This window comes from Streptomyces sp. NPDC030021 (assembly GCF_055574035.1).
In genome coordinates this window covers 98353-111777 of the sequence record NZ_JBVIAH010000004.1, presented here as the reverse complement: position 1 = coordinate 111777, position 13425 = coordinate 98353, and the positions used below count along the sequence as shown (strand labels likewise).

Below are 13425 nucleotides of genomic sequence, written 5' to 3'. Positions count from 1 at the left end.
GCGGGGCCACGGCTCGGGAGGTGTGCGTGCACGCCGATACGCGGAGCGTTCACCCTTCGATGGAACGCCTTCCGCGCGGCGCGGGCCGGTCGACGGGGCAGTCGACGGGCCCGGACCTAGCGGCGGAAGTGGGCGCGGTGTTCGTGGAGGAAGGCGTCGAGGGTGCGGGGCGGGCGGCCCAGGATGTCGCTGACGGTGGTGGTGGGGGCTTCGGGCCGGGTGACGGAGAGTTGCTGGATCTCCGTCACGTGGTCGGCGAGCCAGGCGGGCATGTGGGCGTTGCGGATGAGGTGGTCGCGCAGTTCGTCCGGGGTGAGGTCGACGTAGCGGATCCGATGGCCGGTCAGGGCGGTCAGCCGTGAGGCGAGTTCGGGGTAGGAGACGGCTTCGGGTCCGGTCAGCGTGTAGGTGCCGCCGGCGATGTCGGGCCGGGTGAGGGCGGCGGCGGCGACGTCGCCGATGTCGCGGCAGTCGATGTAGTTGCAGGGCGCGCCGCCCGTCGTGCCGAGGATGACGCCCTGGGCGACGGAGGGAGCCAGGCGCAGGAGGTTCTGCGTGAACGCGTAGGGGCGCAGGATGGTGTGGGCGAGGCCGACGGCGCGCAGGTGTTCCTCGACGGCGTGGTGTCCGCGGGAGACGGCGACCGGTGAGTCGGGTTCGGCGGCGGGTGCGGAAATCTTGACGATGTGTCCGATGCCGGCGTGGGCGGCGATGTCGATGACGCGGGTTTCGAGTTCGACCTGTGCGGGGCCGTTGGCCATGGCGAGGAAGAGCTGGCCGGCGCCCTTGAAGGCGGTGTACAGGGAGTGGGGGTCGGTGGCGTCGGCGTACTGGACCTCGACGGGAGGCTGGTGAGCGCCGGCTGTGCCGGGGATCGGCCGGTGCGGGGTACGGGTCAGTGCGCGGACGGGCGTGCCGGACGCGGCGAGGCTGTGGAGCAGGGCGTTCCCGGTCGCTCCGGTCGCTCCCATGACAACGATCATCGTGTGCTCATTCCTTGGTGACTTGACGGTGACGGTGACGGTGACGGTGAGTGCCCGGCGACGGATGTCGCCGGGCCGCCTATGCCGTGGTGGTGCTGCGCCAGCGCAGGGTGACGATGGTGGTGGCGAGGGCCGCGGAGACGGGCAGGTCCACGCGCAGGCGCTCCAGCCACGGGGTTGCGGGGACCGGGGTGTGGGCGGGTAGCCACTGGGCGGTGAACCACCCCAGCAGGGCCGCCGCGCCGACGACGGTGACGACGAGTACGGCGGTCAGGACGCCGCGCGGCGTGGTGAGGGTCCACCGTCGGGGCTGCCCGCCGTGCCGCAGCCAGGTGCCGACCAGGAACGCCACCACGGCGGAGGTGCCGGCGATGGAGGTGCAGGCGGCCACGGCCAGGTCCTGCTGCCCGGTGACGACTCCGGCCGTACCGGCCGTCAGCGCGGGCGCGGCGTACGCGGTCAGCACCTCGCGCCACAGGGTGAACGGCCGAGGCTGCCGAGGCGGCCGGGATGGCCGGGAGACTGCTCGGTCCGGGCCGGTTCTGTGCTTCGGTGACGCGGGCATGCTGGCCTCTTTCTCGGTCGGGTGAGGGAAGCGAAGCGGTGCGTGGGGTGCGGTGGAGGAACCGCGGACCTGTTCCGCCAAGATAATTAGGTGGCTAACTATTACGGCGTAAAAAGGGCCCCTGCCCGTAGAGCGGGGCCGAAACGGTTGTGGGTCGGGTCAGTCCGCCGCCAGGGCCGCACTGCCGCGCACGACGCGGGCGAGCAGATCCAGGAACACCGCACGCTCCTCGGCGGAAAGCCCGCCCACCATCGCCTCCAGCCGCCCGAAATGCTCGGACGCCATGTCGCGCAGGCGCTGCGCCCCGCGCGCGGTCAGGACGGCCACCGTGCCCCGGCCGTCCTCCGTGGACGGGCGGCGGGCGATCAGGCCTTCGCGTTCCAGGCCGTCCAGCAGGCCGGTGACCGTGGCCCTGGAGACGCCGAGGTCGACCGCGAGGCGCGAGGGGGACTTCTCCCCGCCGTGGTCCTCGAGGTCCGCGAGCAGGCGGTAGCGCCCCGTCGACAGGCCGAACCGGGCGAAGTGCGCCTCGGCCGCCCGGCCGACCCGCGCACCCGCCGAGATCAGCCGCACCGCGACCAGCACCGCCTGTGGATCGACCTCCAGGCCGTAGTGCTCGACCTGCCGCCTGGCCTGGTCCAGCGTGGGTGCCTCGCCGTCGTTGCCGTCCCTCGTCATGAAAGTAATATGGCGGCTAATCAGTTTCCTTGTCAAGGCGCCCGGATCCTCGGGAGGGGCGTGGGGGCGGAATCGGCCAATCCGGGCCGCGCGCCCCGATCCGCCTCACGGAAAGGTATAGACCAATGCTACGTTGGTCGGGCAGACCGCGCAGTCCTTGACCACCCGTCAGAGGAGAAGCCATGCCCTCCCCTTCGCGGGGCGGCGGCCAGGCCGCCGTGCCCAAGTACCAGCGGATCGCCGCAGCGCTGCGCCGCGATCTCGACCGCGCCGCGCACACTCCCGGCGGCCGGCTGCCGTCCGAACGCAGCCTCGCCGCCCGCTACCAGGTCAACCGGCAGACCATCAGGGCGGCCCTGCAGTGCCTGCGCGAGGACGGCCTCGTCGTCACCGGCCGCCGCGGCACCCGCCCCGCCGTCCCCGCCCTTGCCGCCGTATCCGTCGTCCCGGCCGCCGCGCCCTCCGCCGGGCCCGCGCCGGCCCGGAGCTGGGTCGCCTTCGTCACCGTCCCGCCCTCGCTCGGCACGCTCCTCGGCGTGGCCGGCGGAGACCGCACCGTGGTCCATCACCACCGCGAACGCGGCCCGGCCGGTGAGACCCTCCGGGACGCCGTCACGTACTTCAGCCCCGGAGCCGTCGCGCGGAGTCCTGAGCTGGCGGCCCTCCGGAACCGGACGGTGGCGACGGCGACCGCCCGCGAGCAGGACCTGACCCCCCTGCACCGCTGGCTCGACCGCGCCGCCGCGGTCGGCCGGGTCGCCGAGACCCTCACCATGACCCGCGTCACCCACCCGCAGTCCACCGCCCCGGCCTGCGGCCTGACTGTGCGCCGCACCCTGCACGACAGCTCCGGCCGGCTGCTGGCCGTCACCGACCTGGCCTTCCCCACCTGGGACCGCCTCACCTTCCACCGCGACCGCCGCGACCGCGCGACCACCGGTTTCCGCATCACGTAACGGCCGGACCCGCGCTGTGGCCTCGGCCACACCCCGGGTGGAGGCGCACCGGGCCCGGCGGCCGGAGAGGCCGCCGGGCCCGATGCCCCAACTCCCCTCCCGGGGGCGGGCATACCCGACCACGGCCGTCCGCGACCTCCCGCCCCGGCGTGCGGATCCGCCCACCGGGCCCTCGCAGCCCGTAAGTGAGGAGGGTCACCCCGGCGTTTGCGCAGGTGAATGCAGGGCATCGGCGCTGCTGGAGCGGAACCATGTCCTCCGTCCCAGCGGGACGGAGGACACGGCGCACACGGGCAGATCCCGTCCCGCTCCACGGCCCGCCGGTCCGCCGGCGCGCGCCGTACTTGGTACGACCCGTGAGGTGTATGTGTCCACGCTCCAGGCCGAGCACGTCTACAAGGTGTTCGGGAGGCGTCCCGCCGACAGCGCTGCCGCCGTCCGCGCGCTCGAAAGCGGCGCAGGCCGCGACGAGTTGCGCGCCGACGGGACCACCGCCGCCGTGATCGACGCCTCCTTCGACGTCCGGCCCGGCCAGATCTTCGTCGTCATGGGTCTGTCGGGATCGGGCAAGTCCACTCTGCTGCGCATGCTGAACGGCCTGCTGGAACCCACCGCGGGACGCATCCTCTTCGGCGGCCAGGACCTCACCGCGCTGAGCGCGAGTGAGCTGCGCCACGTACGGTCCACGAAGATCTCCATGGTCTTCCAGCACTTCGCGCTGTTCCCGCACCGCAACGTGCTGGAGAACGCCGGCTACGGGCTCGAGGTGCAGGGCGTGCCCCGCCCCGAGCGCGAGCGGCGCGCCGCCGAGGCCCTGGCCCTGTGCGGACTGGAAGGCTGGGAGAAGTCCTGGCCCGACGAGCTCTCGGGCGGCATGCAGCAGCGGGTCGGCCTCGCCCGGGCCCTGGCCACCGACGCCGACCTCCTGCTGATGGACGAGTCCTTCAGCGCGCTGGACCCGCTGATCCGCCGCGACATGCAGGACCAGCTGCTGGAGCTCCAGAAGCGCCTGAAGAAGACCATCGTCTTCATCACCCACGACCTCAACGAGGCCATGCGCCTCGGCGACGGCATCGCCGTCATGCGCGACGGCCGCATCGTCCAGCAGGGCACCGCCGAGGACATCCTCACCCGTCCCGCGGATGACTACGTCGCCTCCTTCATCCAGGACGTGGACCGTTCCCGGGTCCTGACGGCCGACGCCGTCATGGACGATCCGGAGCCGGCCGCCGACGCCTGCGACTGCCCCACCGTCACCGCCGGGACCCCGCTCGCCGACCTGTGCGCCGTCAGCGCCCGAGTCCCGCACGCGGTCGCCGTCACCGGCGCGGACGGCTCCGTCATCGGCTCCGTACCCCAGGACCGCCTCATCGCCTTCATCGGCGACGAGCAGCGGCCCCCGATGTACTGCGCGGAGGTGGCCGCCTGATGCCCCGCCTGCACCTCGGCGCCTGGGTCGACAGCGGAGTCGACTTCCTCCAGAGCCATCTCTCCTGGCTGTTCGAGGCCATCAGTGCCCTCGTCACCGGCCTCTACGACGGCATCGACGCCGTCCTCTCCGCCCCCGCCCCACTGCTCTTCGCGGGCATCCTGGCCGTCGCCGCCTGGTGGCTGCGCGGTCTGCTGGCGGGCCTGCTCGCCTTCGCGGGCTTCGCGCTGGTCGACTCCCTCGGCCTGTGGGATGACGCCATGTCCACCCTGTCCCTGGTCCTGGTCGCCACCCTCGTCACCCTGGCGTTCGCGATCCCGCTCGGCATCTGGGCCTCCAGATCCGACCGGGTCAGCGCCCTGCTGCGGCCGGTCCTGGACTTCATGCAGACCATGCCGGCCATGGTCTACCTGATCCCCGGCATCATCTTCTTCGGGGTGGGCGTGGTGCCCGGCATCATCGCGACCATCATCTTCTCGCTGCCTCCGGGCGTACGGATGACCGAGCTCGGCATCCGCCAGGTCGACGGGGAACTGGTCGAGGCCGCCGAGGCCTTCGGCACCAGCCCGCGCGACACCCTCGTACGCGTCCAGCTCCCGCTGGCCCTGCCCACCGTCATGGCGGGCGTCAACCAGGTCATCATGCTGGGCCTGTCCATGGTCGTCATCGCCGGCATGGTCGGCGGCGGCGGACTCGGCGGCGCCGTCTACAAGGCCATCGGCAACGTCGACATCGGCCTCGGCTTCGAGGCGGGCGTCTCCATCGTCATCCTCGCCATGTACCTGGACCGGATGACCGGCGCGCTCGGCCGCCAGGTCTCCCCGATCGGCCGCCGTACCCTCGCCAAGGCGCGGGCCGCCGCGACCGGCGCGGCCAAGCTGTGGAACCACCGCCCGCAGCCCGCGTACGCGATCGGCGGCGCCGTGGTCCTGGCGCTCGTCGCGGGCGGCCTGAACACCTTCGGCGGCGCCGCCGCCGAGGGGGGCCCGGCCGGGGCCGCGAACATCGGCAAGGGCCGCACCCTCTCCGTCGGCTACATCCCGTGGGACGAGGGCATCGCCTCCACCTTCCTGTGGAAGGAGCTCCTGGAGCGCCGCGGCTACAAGGTCGACGCCCGCCAGCTGGAGGCCGGAGCGCTGTACACCGGTCTGGCCGGCGGCCAGCTCGACTTCCAGACCGACGCCTGGCTGCCCGTCACCCACGCCCAGTACTGGGAGAAGTACGGGAACAAGCTGGAGGACCTCGGCTCCTGGTACGGCCCCACCTCGCTGGAGCTGTCCGTGCCCTCCTACATGAAGGACGTGCGCTCGCTCGCCGACCTCAAGGGCAAGGCGGATCGGTTCAAGGGCCGGATCATCGGCATCGAGCCGAGCGCCGGCGAGATGTCGATCCTCAAGGACAAGGTCCTGAAGGAGTACGGCCTCGACGGCGAGTACAAGGTCGTCGACGGCTCCACGCCCGGCATGCTCGCCGAGCTGAAGCGGGCCTACGAGAAGAAGGAGCCCGTCGCGGTCGTGCTGTGGTCCCCGCACTGGGCGTACTCCTCCTACGAGCTGACCAAGCTGGAGGACCCCAAGGGGGCCTGGGGCAAGGGCGACGGGATCCACACCCTGGCCCGCAAGGGCTTCGCGGAGGACGAGCCGAAGGCCGCCGAGTGGCTGAAGTCCTTCAAGCTCACCGAGGAGCAGCTGACCGGCCTGGAAGCGAAGATCCAGGAGACCGGGAAGGGCAAGGAACAGCAGGCGGTCCGCGCCTGGCTGCAGGACCACCCCGAGATCGACCGGCTCGGCTAGGCCTGGGGCCCAGGCCGTCTCTTCGCGAAGGCGCCGCCGCGCGCAGGACCCGTACCGGCGTACGGTCCCGCGCGCGGCGGCGCCTTTCGTGTGCGCGGGGCGGCTCAGCCGACCAGCACCCGGTCCGGGGTCCGCCGCGGGTCCGGGTCGGTGTCCGGCGTGCGGCGGCGCGGGCGTACCGGCCACCACATGGACCGGCCCAGGAGGGTGGCCAGCGCGGGCACCAGCACGATCGACAGGACGAAGGCGGAGAGCATGATCCCGAGGGCCGTCGCGAAACCGATCTGCTGGGTGGACGGGGCGGGGGTGACGGCCAGGCTCCCGAAGGAGGCGGCCAGCACCAGGCCCGCCGTGGCGATGGCGGGCGCCGTGTGCCGCACGGCGCGGGCCACCGCGGCGCGGGCCGGACCGGGCCGGGCCATCTCCTCCCGGATCCGGTCGCTCATGAGGATGTTGTAGTCGGTGCCCAGTGCGACCACGAACAGGAACAGCACGAGCGGCAGGGTGAAGTCCACCCCGGGCCGGTCCAGCGCGTGCTGGAACACCAGGGTCGAGGCACCGAGGGTGGCGGCGAAGCCGAGCCCGACCGAGGCCAGCAGGATCACCGGTGCCAGCAGGCTGCGCAGCAGGGCGAGCAGGATCAGCGCGATGAGCGCCGCCGCCACCGGGAAGACCACCCGCAGGTCCTTGTCCACCGCCGTCGCGATGTCGGCGAAGACCGCCGCGGTGCCGCCCACGTACGCCTGCGTACCCGCGGGAGCCTGAGCCAGGACCGTGGCCCTGACCGGACCCGTCACCAGGTCACGCGCCTCCTGCCGCTGCGGGTCGGAGGTGAGGAACAGATCGATCCGCGCCGCCCGCCGGTCCTCGCTGAGCACGGTGTCCGCGACCTGGCCCACCCCGCCGACCCCGGCGAGCGCCTTGGACAGCCCGCCGAGGCGTTCGGCGGTCAGTGCGGCGCCGTCGGAAGCGGTCACGAAGACGCTGGTCGGGTCCGACACCCCGGCCGGCAGGGCGCGGGATATCTCGGCCGCGGTGGCCACGGCGGCGGTGCGCTCGCCGCCCCCACCGCTCTGTCCGTAGTCCATGCGCATCCCCACGACCCCGGCGGCCAGCGTGCCGAGCAGCGCCACCGAGGCCAGGACCAGCACGAACGGGCGGCGCGCCACCCGGTCGCCCATCCGCGCGGCGGACCCGGGGCGGGGCTCGCGCTTCAGGGCGCGGGAAGGCCAGAACATCTTGCGGCCGGTGACCGCCAGCAGGGCCGGCATCAGGGTCAGGCTGCCCAGCAGCATCACCAGCACGGACAGCGCGATGGCCGGTCCGAGGACCCGGAACTGGCCGAAGGAGGCGACCCCGAGCGTGGCGAAGGCGGCGACGATGGTCAGGGCCGCGGAGGTGATGGCCGTACCCACCCGCCCGGCGACGTGGGCGGCCGCTTCGCGCCCGGACTGCTCGGGGTGTTCGCGCAGTTGCTCCCGGAAGCGGAAGAGCAGGAACAGGAAGTAGTCGATACCGATGCCCATCAGAACCACACTGATCAGACTCGGGGTGGATTCGGACAGTCCGATCCCGGTCAGCAGCGCGGCGCCGACCACCGCTCCCGCCGCGGCGCCCCCGATGACGCTGACCGCGAGCAGGGGCAGCAGGGCCGCCAGGGCGCTGCGGAAGACGAGGACGTGCAACAGGAGGATGACCGCGAGCATGGCGATGCCGACGACCGTCGAGCGGGTCTTCTCCGCGTCCGTCGTGTCCACCCGGTCGGCGATGCCGCCGGTGAAGCCGGTGCGCAGGCCGTCCTCCGCCAGCGCGTCCCGGGCCGTCTCCCGGAAGGCCCGGTAGGTGTCCTGCACCCCGGGATCGGCGGGGTTCCCCGTCAGTTCGACGGACAGCAGCCGGAAGGAGCGGTCGGGCGCCGTCATGGCCGGACCGACCCGGGGGACCTGCGAGTGGTCCTGTGCGAGCGGCATCGTCTCCTTGGTCCTGGGCATGACGATGCGCTTGCGGGACAACCGCTCGGCCTGCGCGTCGATCCGCTGCTCGTCGGCGGCGGTGAGCGGCGCGTCGTCCGACCGGGCCACCAGCACGGTCAGGAGGTTGGCGTCCGGCTTCGCCCCGAACCGCTCCTCGGCGATCTTCAGAGCGGCCGCCGAGTCGTACTGCGCGGGCAGGAACCCGGCGTTGCCGGTCTGGACGGCGCGGAAGACGAACGCCTGGCCCAGGACGGTCGCCGCCAATCCCAGGACCACCCACAGGGCGATCACCTTCCAGGGACTTCTCGTCGAGAATCCGGTCAGGGCGCGGATCACATTTCCTCCGGTCTGTGCGGTGCCGGCCGGGGGTTCCCGGCCTGACTCCAGACCATCAGGGGCGAGCGGGCGAAACGTCGGGTCCGGGGAGGATCCGCACCCCGGGACCAGGGTCCGGCCGTCCCCGCCGACCAGGACTCCGGTCCTGGTACGGGCCCCGACCGTGGTCGGGTGGCACGGGCGGCGGCCGGTGCCAGAATGGATCACCGGGGGACAGGACGGGCGGCATGGGGGTGGGCATGGGCGCGGGTACGCGTGCGGGAACGGCGACGAATACGGCGACGCATACGACTGCGGCAGCGGGTGCGGGTGCGGGTGCGGACAGGGGCGGCGAGCGGGGGCCGTGGACGCGCAACGACGCGCTCGTGGCGATAGCGGCCGGCGCCACCGACCTCGTCGGCTTCTCCCTGGGAACACTGACCGAGGGCGGGTCCCTCAGTGTGGCCGCGGCCGCCCTGCTGGTCGTCTCGGCGATGACCCTGCTCGCCCGGCGCGACCACCCGCTGCCGGTCCTCGGCGCCGTACTGGCCCTGGGCGCCCTGGTGAACGTGGCCGCCCCGCTGTCCCCGCACTTCACCCTCAGCCTCACGATCGCCCTCTATTCGGTGGTCAGGGTGAGCCGCCCCGCCGTGGTCGCGGTGACGGTGGTCGCGATGGTCCCGCTCGTCTCCGCGGGGCAGCGCGGCTGGCCGCTGCCCTACGGCTGGTGGGGTCTGGCCGGCAACGCGGTGGCCGCCCTCATCACCGTCACCGCGGCCGTGGTGGTCAACCACCGGCAACGGGAGGCCGAGGCCCAGCGGACGCGGCTCGCCGACCGGGCGGTGGCCGAGGAGCGCCGCCGGATCGCGCGCGAACTGCACGACATCGTCGCCCACCACATCACCACCATGCAGCTGATGGCCGGCGGGGCACGGGCCAACCTGGCGTACGACCCCGAGGTGTCCCGGGAGGCGCTGGTCACCCTGGAGGATTCCGGGCGGATGGCGCTGCGCGAGATGCGCCAACTCCTCGACGTGCTACGGGCCGGGGAGGAACCGGAACAGACCCCGCCGGCGCCGCAGCCCGGGGCGGACGATCTCGGCCGGATCATCACCGAGTCCCGGCTGGCCGGAACGGAGACCGAGTTCACCGTCGACGGGCCGGTCCGCCCGCTCCCGCCGACCGTGGGCCTCACCGTCTTCCGGATCGTCCAGGAGGCCCTGACCAACACCCGCAAGCACGCGGGCAGGGCGCGGGCCCACGTACGGCTCACGTACCACGGGGACGAGGTGGGTGTGGAGGTGCGCGACGACGGAGCGGGAGCACAGGCACCGCCCGCACGCCCCGCGGCGCGCTCCGGGTACGGTCTGATCGGTATGCGCGAGCGGGTCGCCCTGCAGGGCGGAACCCTGGAGGCCGCCGCCCTCGCCGGTGGCGGATTCCGGGTGGCGGCCCGGATCCCTCTCCCGGTCCAAGACACCGCCTGAAGAGAGGAATCGCACGGATGATCCGTGTACTCATCGCCGACGACCAGCCGCTGGTCCGGCGCGGCCTGGCCCTGATCCTGGGCCCCGACCCGGAGTTCGAGGTCGTGGGAGAGGCCGAGGACGGAGCCCGGGCCGTGGCCCTCGCCCACGAGGTACGGCCCGACGTGGTCGTCATGGACATCCGGATGCCGGTCATGGACGGGGTCAAGGCCACCGAGGAACTCGCGCGCACGCTCCCCGAGACCCGCGTCCTGGCCCTCAGCACCTTCGACATGGACGAGTACGTGGTCGCCGCACTGCGCGCCGGCGCGTACGGCTTCCTGCCCAAGGACATCTCCCCGGAGGAGCTGATCGCCGCGGTCCGCATCGTCCACACCGGCGAGGCGGCCGTCGCGCCGCGGCTGCTCAGCCGGCTCCTCTCCGCCTACGTACGGACCCCCGCGCGGCCGCGGTCGTGGGCGGCCGAGACCCCCCTCGAACTCACCCCGCGCGAGCTGGAGATCTGGCGGCTCATGGCCACCGGTCGGGGCAACGCCGAGATCGCCGCGGAACTGGACATCAGCATCTCCACGGTCAAGAACCACATCACCGGCATCTTCGGCAAGCTGGGCGTCCGCGACCGGGCGCAAGCGGTGATCGCGGCGTACGAATCGGGCCTGGTGGAGGCCGGTGGCGCGAGCGGTTGATCACCAAGTGCCCCCAAGAGGACCGGATTCCTCCTGCAGACCGCACCTCTGACCAGCCAGAACACTGGACGATTCGCCCGTGCGCACACGGGCCCGTCCATGGCACAGTGCGATCAGCCCAACCGCACGAGAGGGAGCCTTCATGCGCGATCAGCACGCCACGCCGCTCACGGCCGCCCCCGAGTGCCTGCCGGACCCCCGCCCGCTGCCCTGCTGTCCGGTGTGCGCGGAGGCACCGGAACGCATCTCCTGGCGCCAGCGCCCGGGGCGGCCGGTGATCCTGGTCTTCGACCCCTGCGGCCACCGCTGGTCCTCCCCGGCCCCACCGGTCCTGGCGGTCACCCCACCGCTCCCGCGGCCCTGACGGCCTCGGTACCGCAACGGTGCCCGCCGTGACGGTCGGTAGTTCTCGACGGTCCGTGTCGATGCCGTCCGGCAACGGCACCCCATCGGTGTGCCCCGACCAGTGCCGGGGCACACCGATGGGGTGATCAGTCGAGGAAGCGGGCGAGAAGCCAGGCTGTCACAGCCCGGGCGACCCCGGAGATCGCGGCGCCGATGAGGGCGATAACGACCTTGGTGCGAGTGAAAAGCTGAAACCACCTAGGGTGGTTCATCAGGGCCTCCGAGAGGTCTCAGGGGCCCGCCGACGCGTGCAACCGGAGGCGGGCCATGCCGCCAACTCGCATGTGCGAACTGGTGATTCGACCATCCCCGCAGCGGGAACTGGAAGCCAGCGTCCACGAGATTGTCCGGGACGGCAGGGCGTTGTCCCGTAGTGGAGCAAGAGATTCCGGCAAGGGAGCATTCGTGGAGAACGGCAGGCGGGTGGGCCGGAGCTGGACCGGCCCGAAGGGACCGGTCGTGGAGATCAACACGGTGGCCGAGCTCCTCCACGACTACGCCGTCGCGGCGGGGCTGTCGATCAAGGCCGTGCACGAAGCGCTCACGCCCGAGATACTCCCGTCCGGGACTCCGGTGCCGAGTCGGCGCCAGATGTACGACCTCATGGACGGCAGGGATCTCACCCGCGCGATCGCGCATGCGGTCATCGACATCTGCTCGGGCCTGGACGGGGACCCCCGGCTCGACGAGGAACGGCGCCAGGAGGTCGACGCCCTCTTTGAACAGGCCGGAACGGCGCCGACCCCCATCCGGGCCGGGGTGGCGACGTACGGAGAACTGCTTGAGGCGAAGAACCGGCTCCTCGCCCTCCACGACGACCTGGACAACGCGCGGCAGGCGTTGCAGAAGAGCAGCGAGGCACGGAATCAGGCGCAGACGATCATGTCGACGCTGCTGCTGGTACTCGCCCATCAGTCGACCACGATCGGCCGCCTGACCGCCGAACGCGACCGGCTGCTGGCTCAGGTCGAGGCCCAACCGCAGGAGCGGCCTCAGCTGGAGGACGTCGAGCGGCGGCTGGCCCGGGTCCGGGGGAACGAGGACCGGGCCCGTGTGACCCTGCACCAGGCCGAACGGGATCGGGACACCGCGATCGTGGTCGCCGAGGAGGCAGGACTCCTGGTTCGCAAGCTTCAGCAGGAGGTCACCCTGTCGCGGGCTACGGCCCAGGCCCCGGACCGGACGACGTGGGAGGCAGCCCCGCAGCCGACGACCGAAATCGCCGTGCACGAGGTCGACCCGGCCCAGACCGAAATGACCCTCGACAGGGCCGAGCTCCTGCTGGAACAAGGCCGCGAAGCCGTCGAAGAAGCCGGCCGCGCCATCGGACTCGACGCGACACCGGAACCTCACACGATCCCGGGCCAGATCATCCGATCACGCCCCGAACCGCCCCAGGTGTTCTCCGGGACAACCCCGGACAACCACGTGACCAGCACGAACACTCCGCTACGGACCATCGCCCAAGCACGCCAAGCGACCTTTCAACAGCTGGGGGCAGCACTCGGGCTGAAGAACCTCGAACGCGACTTCATCTTCTCGACGGTTGCTGCCGTCTTCGCCGCCGTCGTACTGGGGGTGATGGGAGGACTGGCCGCCGACCCTGGCCCGACCATCTGGAACTGGGTCGTCTTTGCCCTGCTCAGCTTCTTTTTCGTGGTCTCCTCGTGCCTTTGGTGCTTGGACTGGTCGGAAGAGGATGCGCGGCACAGCTTTCGGTTCGGCTCACCGATCATGGGCATCGTGATCGGCCTCGCCATCCAGTCGGCCAGCCACGGTGGTGCCGGTATCGCTTTCGCCGCCGTGGTGGGGATGCTGTAGCCGGGCGGACCCCGCCCTGCTCGACCTTGCGAGGACCCGAATCTGGAACCGGCCGTCCACATGAGCGGCCACGACGAGCCGAGTGCCGGCGGCGTCGGTGGGGTTGCTCACAGTGATCCATCTTGCCAGCGGCGCGCGGGAGAGCGCGGAGCCGCGCGTGACGCCGCGTCAAGGCACTCCCATGTACGGGCACGCGTCTTCCACGACTCGACGAGTTTCCGCACGCGGACGCTGCCGGCCTCGTCCGCTGCCCGAAGCGTTCGCGGTCAGTGCAGCGAGGACTGAGGCAGGGTGGGCTTGGGGACGCTAGTGTCCGCGGGGGTGTATCCGGCGT

General features: G+C 72.1%; 11 protein-coding genes. 7 read left to right on the top strand and 4 right to left on the bottom strand.

Features of this window, described 5'->3' with window-relative positions:
• Positions 1-116 precede the first annotated feature (116 nt).
• The 3 genes from ACZ4YL_RS09345 to ACZ4YL_RS09335 all read right to left on the bottom strand — a co-directional run bounded on the left by ACZ4YL_RS09345 (position 117) and on the right by ACZ4YL_RS09335 (position 2226).
• Positions 117-983 carry an NmrA family NAD(P)-binding protein gene (locus tag ACZ4YL_RS09345; protein WP_468114996.1) on the bottom strand — a complete coding sequence of 289 codons (867 nt, stop codon included), beginning with the start codon at positions 981-983 and terminating at the stop codon, positions 117-119.
• A gap of 79 nt (positions 984-1062) precedes the next feature.
• The gene (locus ACZ4YL_RS09340) at positions 1063-1449 is read right to left on the bottom strand and encodes a hypothetical protein (RefSeq protein ID WP_468114994.1); all 387 of its coding nucleotides are present in this window, start codon (positions 1447-1449) and stop codon (positions 1063-1065) included.
• A gap of 258 nt (positions 1450-1707) precedes the next feature.
• Positions 1708-2226: a MarR family winged helix-turn-helix transcriptional regulator gene (locus ACZ4YL_RS09335; RefSeq protein ID WP_468114992.1), complete on the bottom strand. Its 519-nt coding sequence runs from the start codon at positions 2224-2226 to the stop codon at positions 1708-1710.
• 182 nt (positions 2227-2408) lie between these two features.
• Between ACZ4YL_RS09335 and ACZ4YL_RS09330 the strand changes: the two genes are divergently transcribed.
• The 3 genes from ACZ4YL_RS09330 (at position 2409) to ACZ4YL_RS09320 (ending at position 6404) form a co-directional block, all read left to right on the top strand.
• The gene (locus tag ACZ4YL_RS09330; protein WP_468114990.1) at positions 2409-3182 is read left to right on the top strand and encodes a GntR family transcriptional regulator; all 774 of its coding nucleotides are present in this window, start codon (positions 2409-2411) and stop codon (positions 3180-3182) included.
• A 367-nt stretch (positions 3183-3549) separates the two neighbouring features.
• Positions 3550-4611, top strand: coding sequence for a quaternary amine ABC transporter ATP-binding protein (locus ACZ4YL_RS09325; protein WP_351162064.1), 1062 nt, complete (start codon positions 3550-3552; stop codon positions 4609-4611).
• On the top strand, positions 4611-6404 hold the full coding sequence (locus ACZ4YL_RS09320) for an ABC transporter permease/substrate binding protein (RefSeq protein WP_468114988.1): 1794 nt from the start codon (positions 4611-4613) through the stop codon (positions 6402-6404). Before ACZ4YL_RS09325 ends, ACZ4YL_RS09320 begins: the two co-directional genes overlap by 1 nt.
• 104 nt (positions 6405-6508) lie before the next feature.
• On the opposite strand, the gene ACZ4YL_RS09315 is transcribed toward ACZ4YL_RS09320, so the two are convergent.
• Entirely contained in the window at positions 6509-8713 is a 2205-nt protein-coding gene (locus tag ACZ4YL_RS09315) for an MMPL family transporter (RefSeq protein WP_468114987.1), read from the bottom strand.
• A gap of 365 nt (positions 8714-9078) precedes the next feature.
• On the opposite strand from ACZ4YL_RS09315, the gene ACZ4YL_RS09310 reads away from it, so the two are divergent.
• From ACZ4YL_RS09310 to ACZ4YL_RS09295, 4 genes are all read left to right on the top strand, one after another.
• Positions 9079-10179: a sensor histidine kinase gene (locus tag ACZ4YL_RS09310; protein WP_468114985.1), complete on the top strand. Its 1101-nt coding sequence runs from the start codon at positions 9079-9081 to the stop codon at positions 10177-10179.
• Between the two features lie 17 nt (positions 10180-10196).
• Entirely contained in the window at positions 10197-10865 is a 669-nt protein-coding gene (locus ACZ4YL_RS09305) for a response regulator (RefSeq protein ID WP_373040304.1), read from the top strand.
• A 142-nt stretch (positions 10866-11007) separates the two neighbouring features.
• The gene (locus ACZ4YL_RS09300) at positions 11008-11229 is read left to right on the top strand and encodes a hypothetical protein (protein ID WP_468114983.1); all 222 of its coding nucleotides are present in this window, start codon (positions 11008-11010) and stop codon (positions 11227-11229) included.
• 500 nt (positions 11230-11729) lie between these two features.
• The gene (locus ACZ4YL_RS09295) at positions 11730-13091 is read left to right on the top strand and encodes a hypothetical protein (RefSeq protein ID WP_468114982.1); all 1362 of its coding nucleotides are present in this window, start codon (positions 11730-11732) and stop codon (positions 13089-13091) included.
• Positions 13092-13425: the final 334 nt, after the last annotated feature.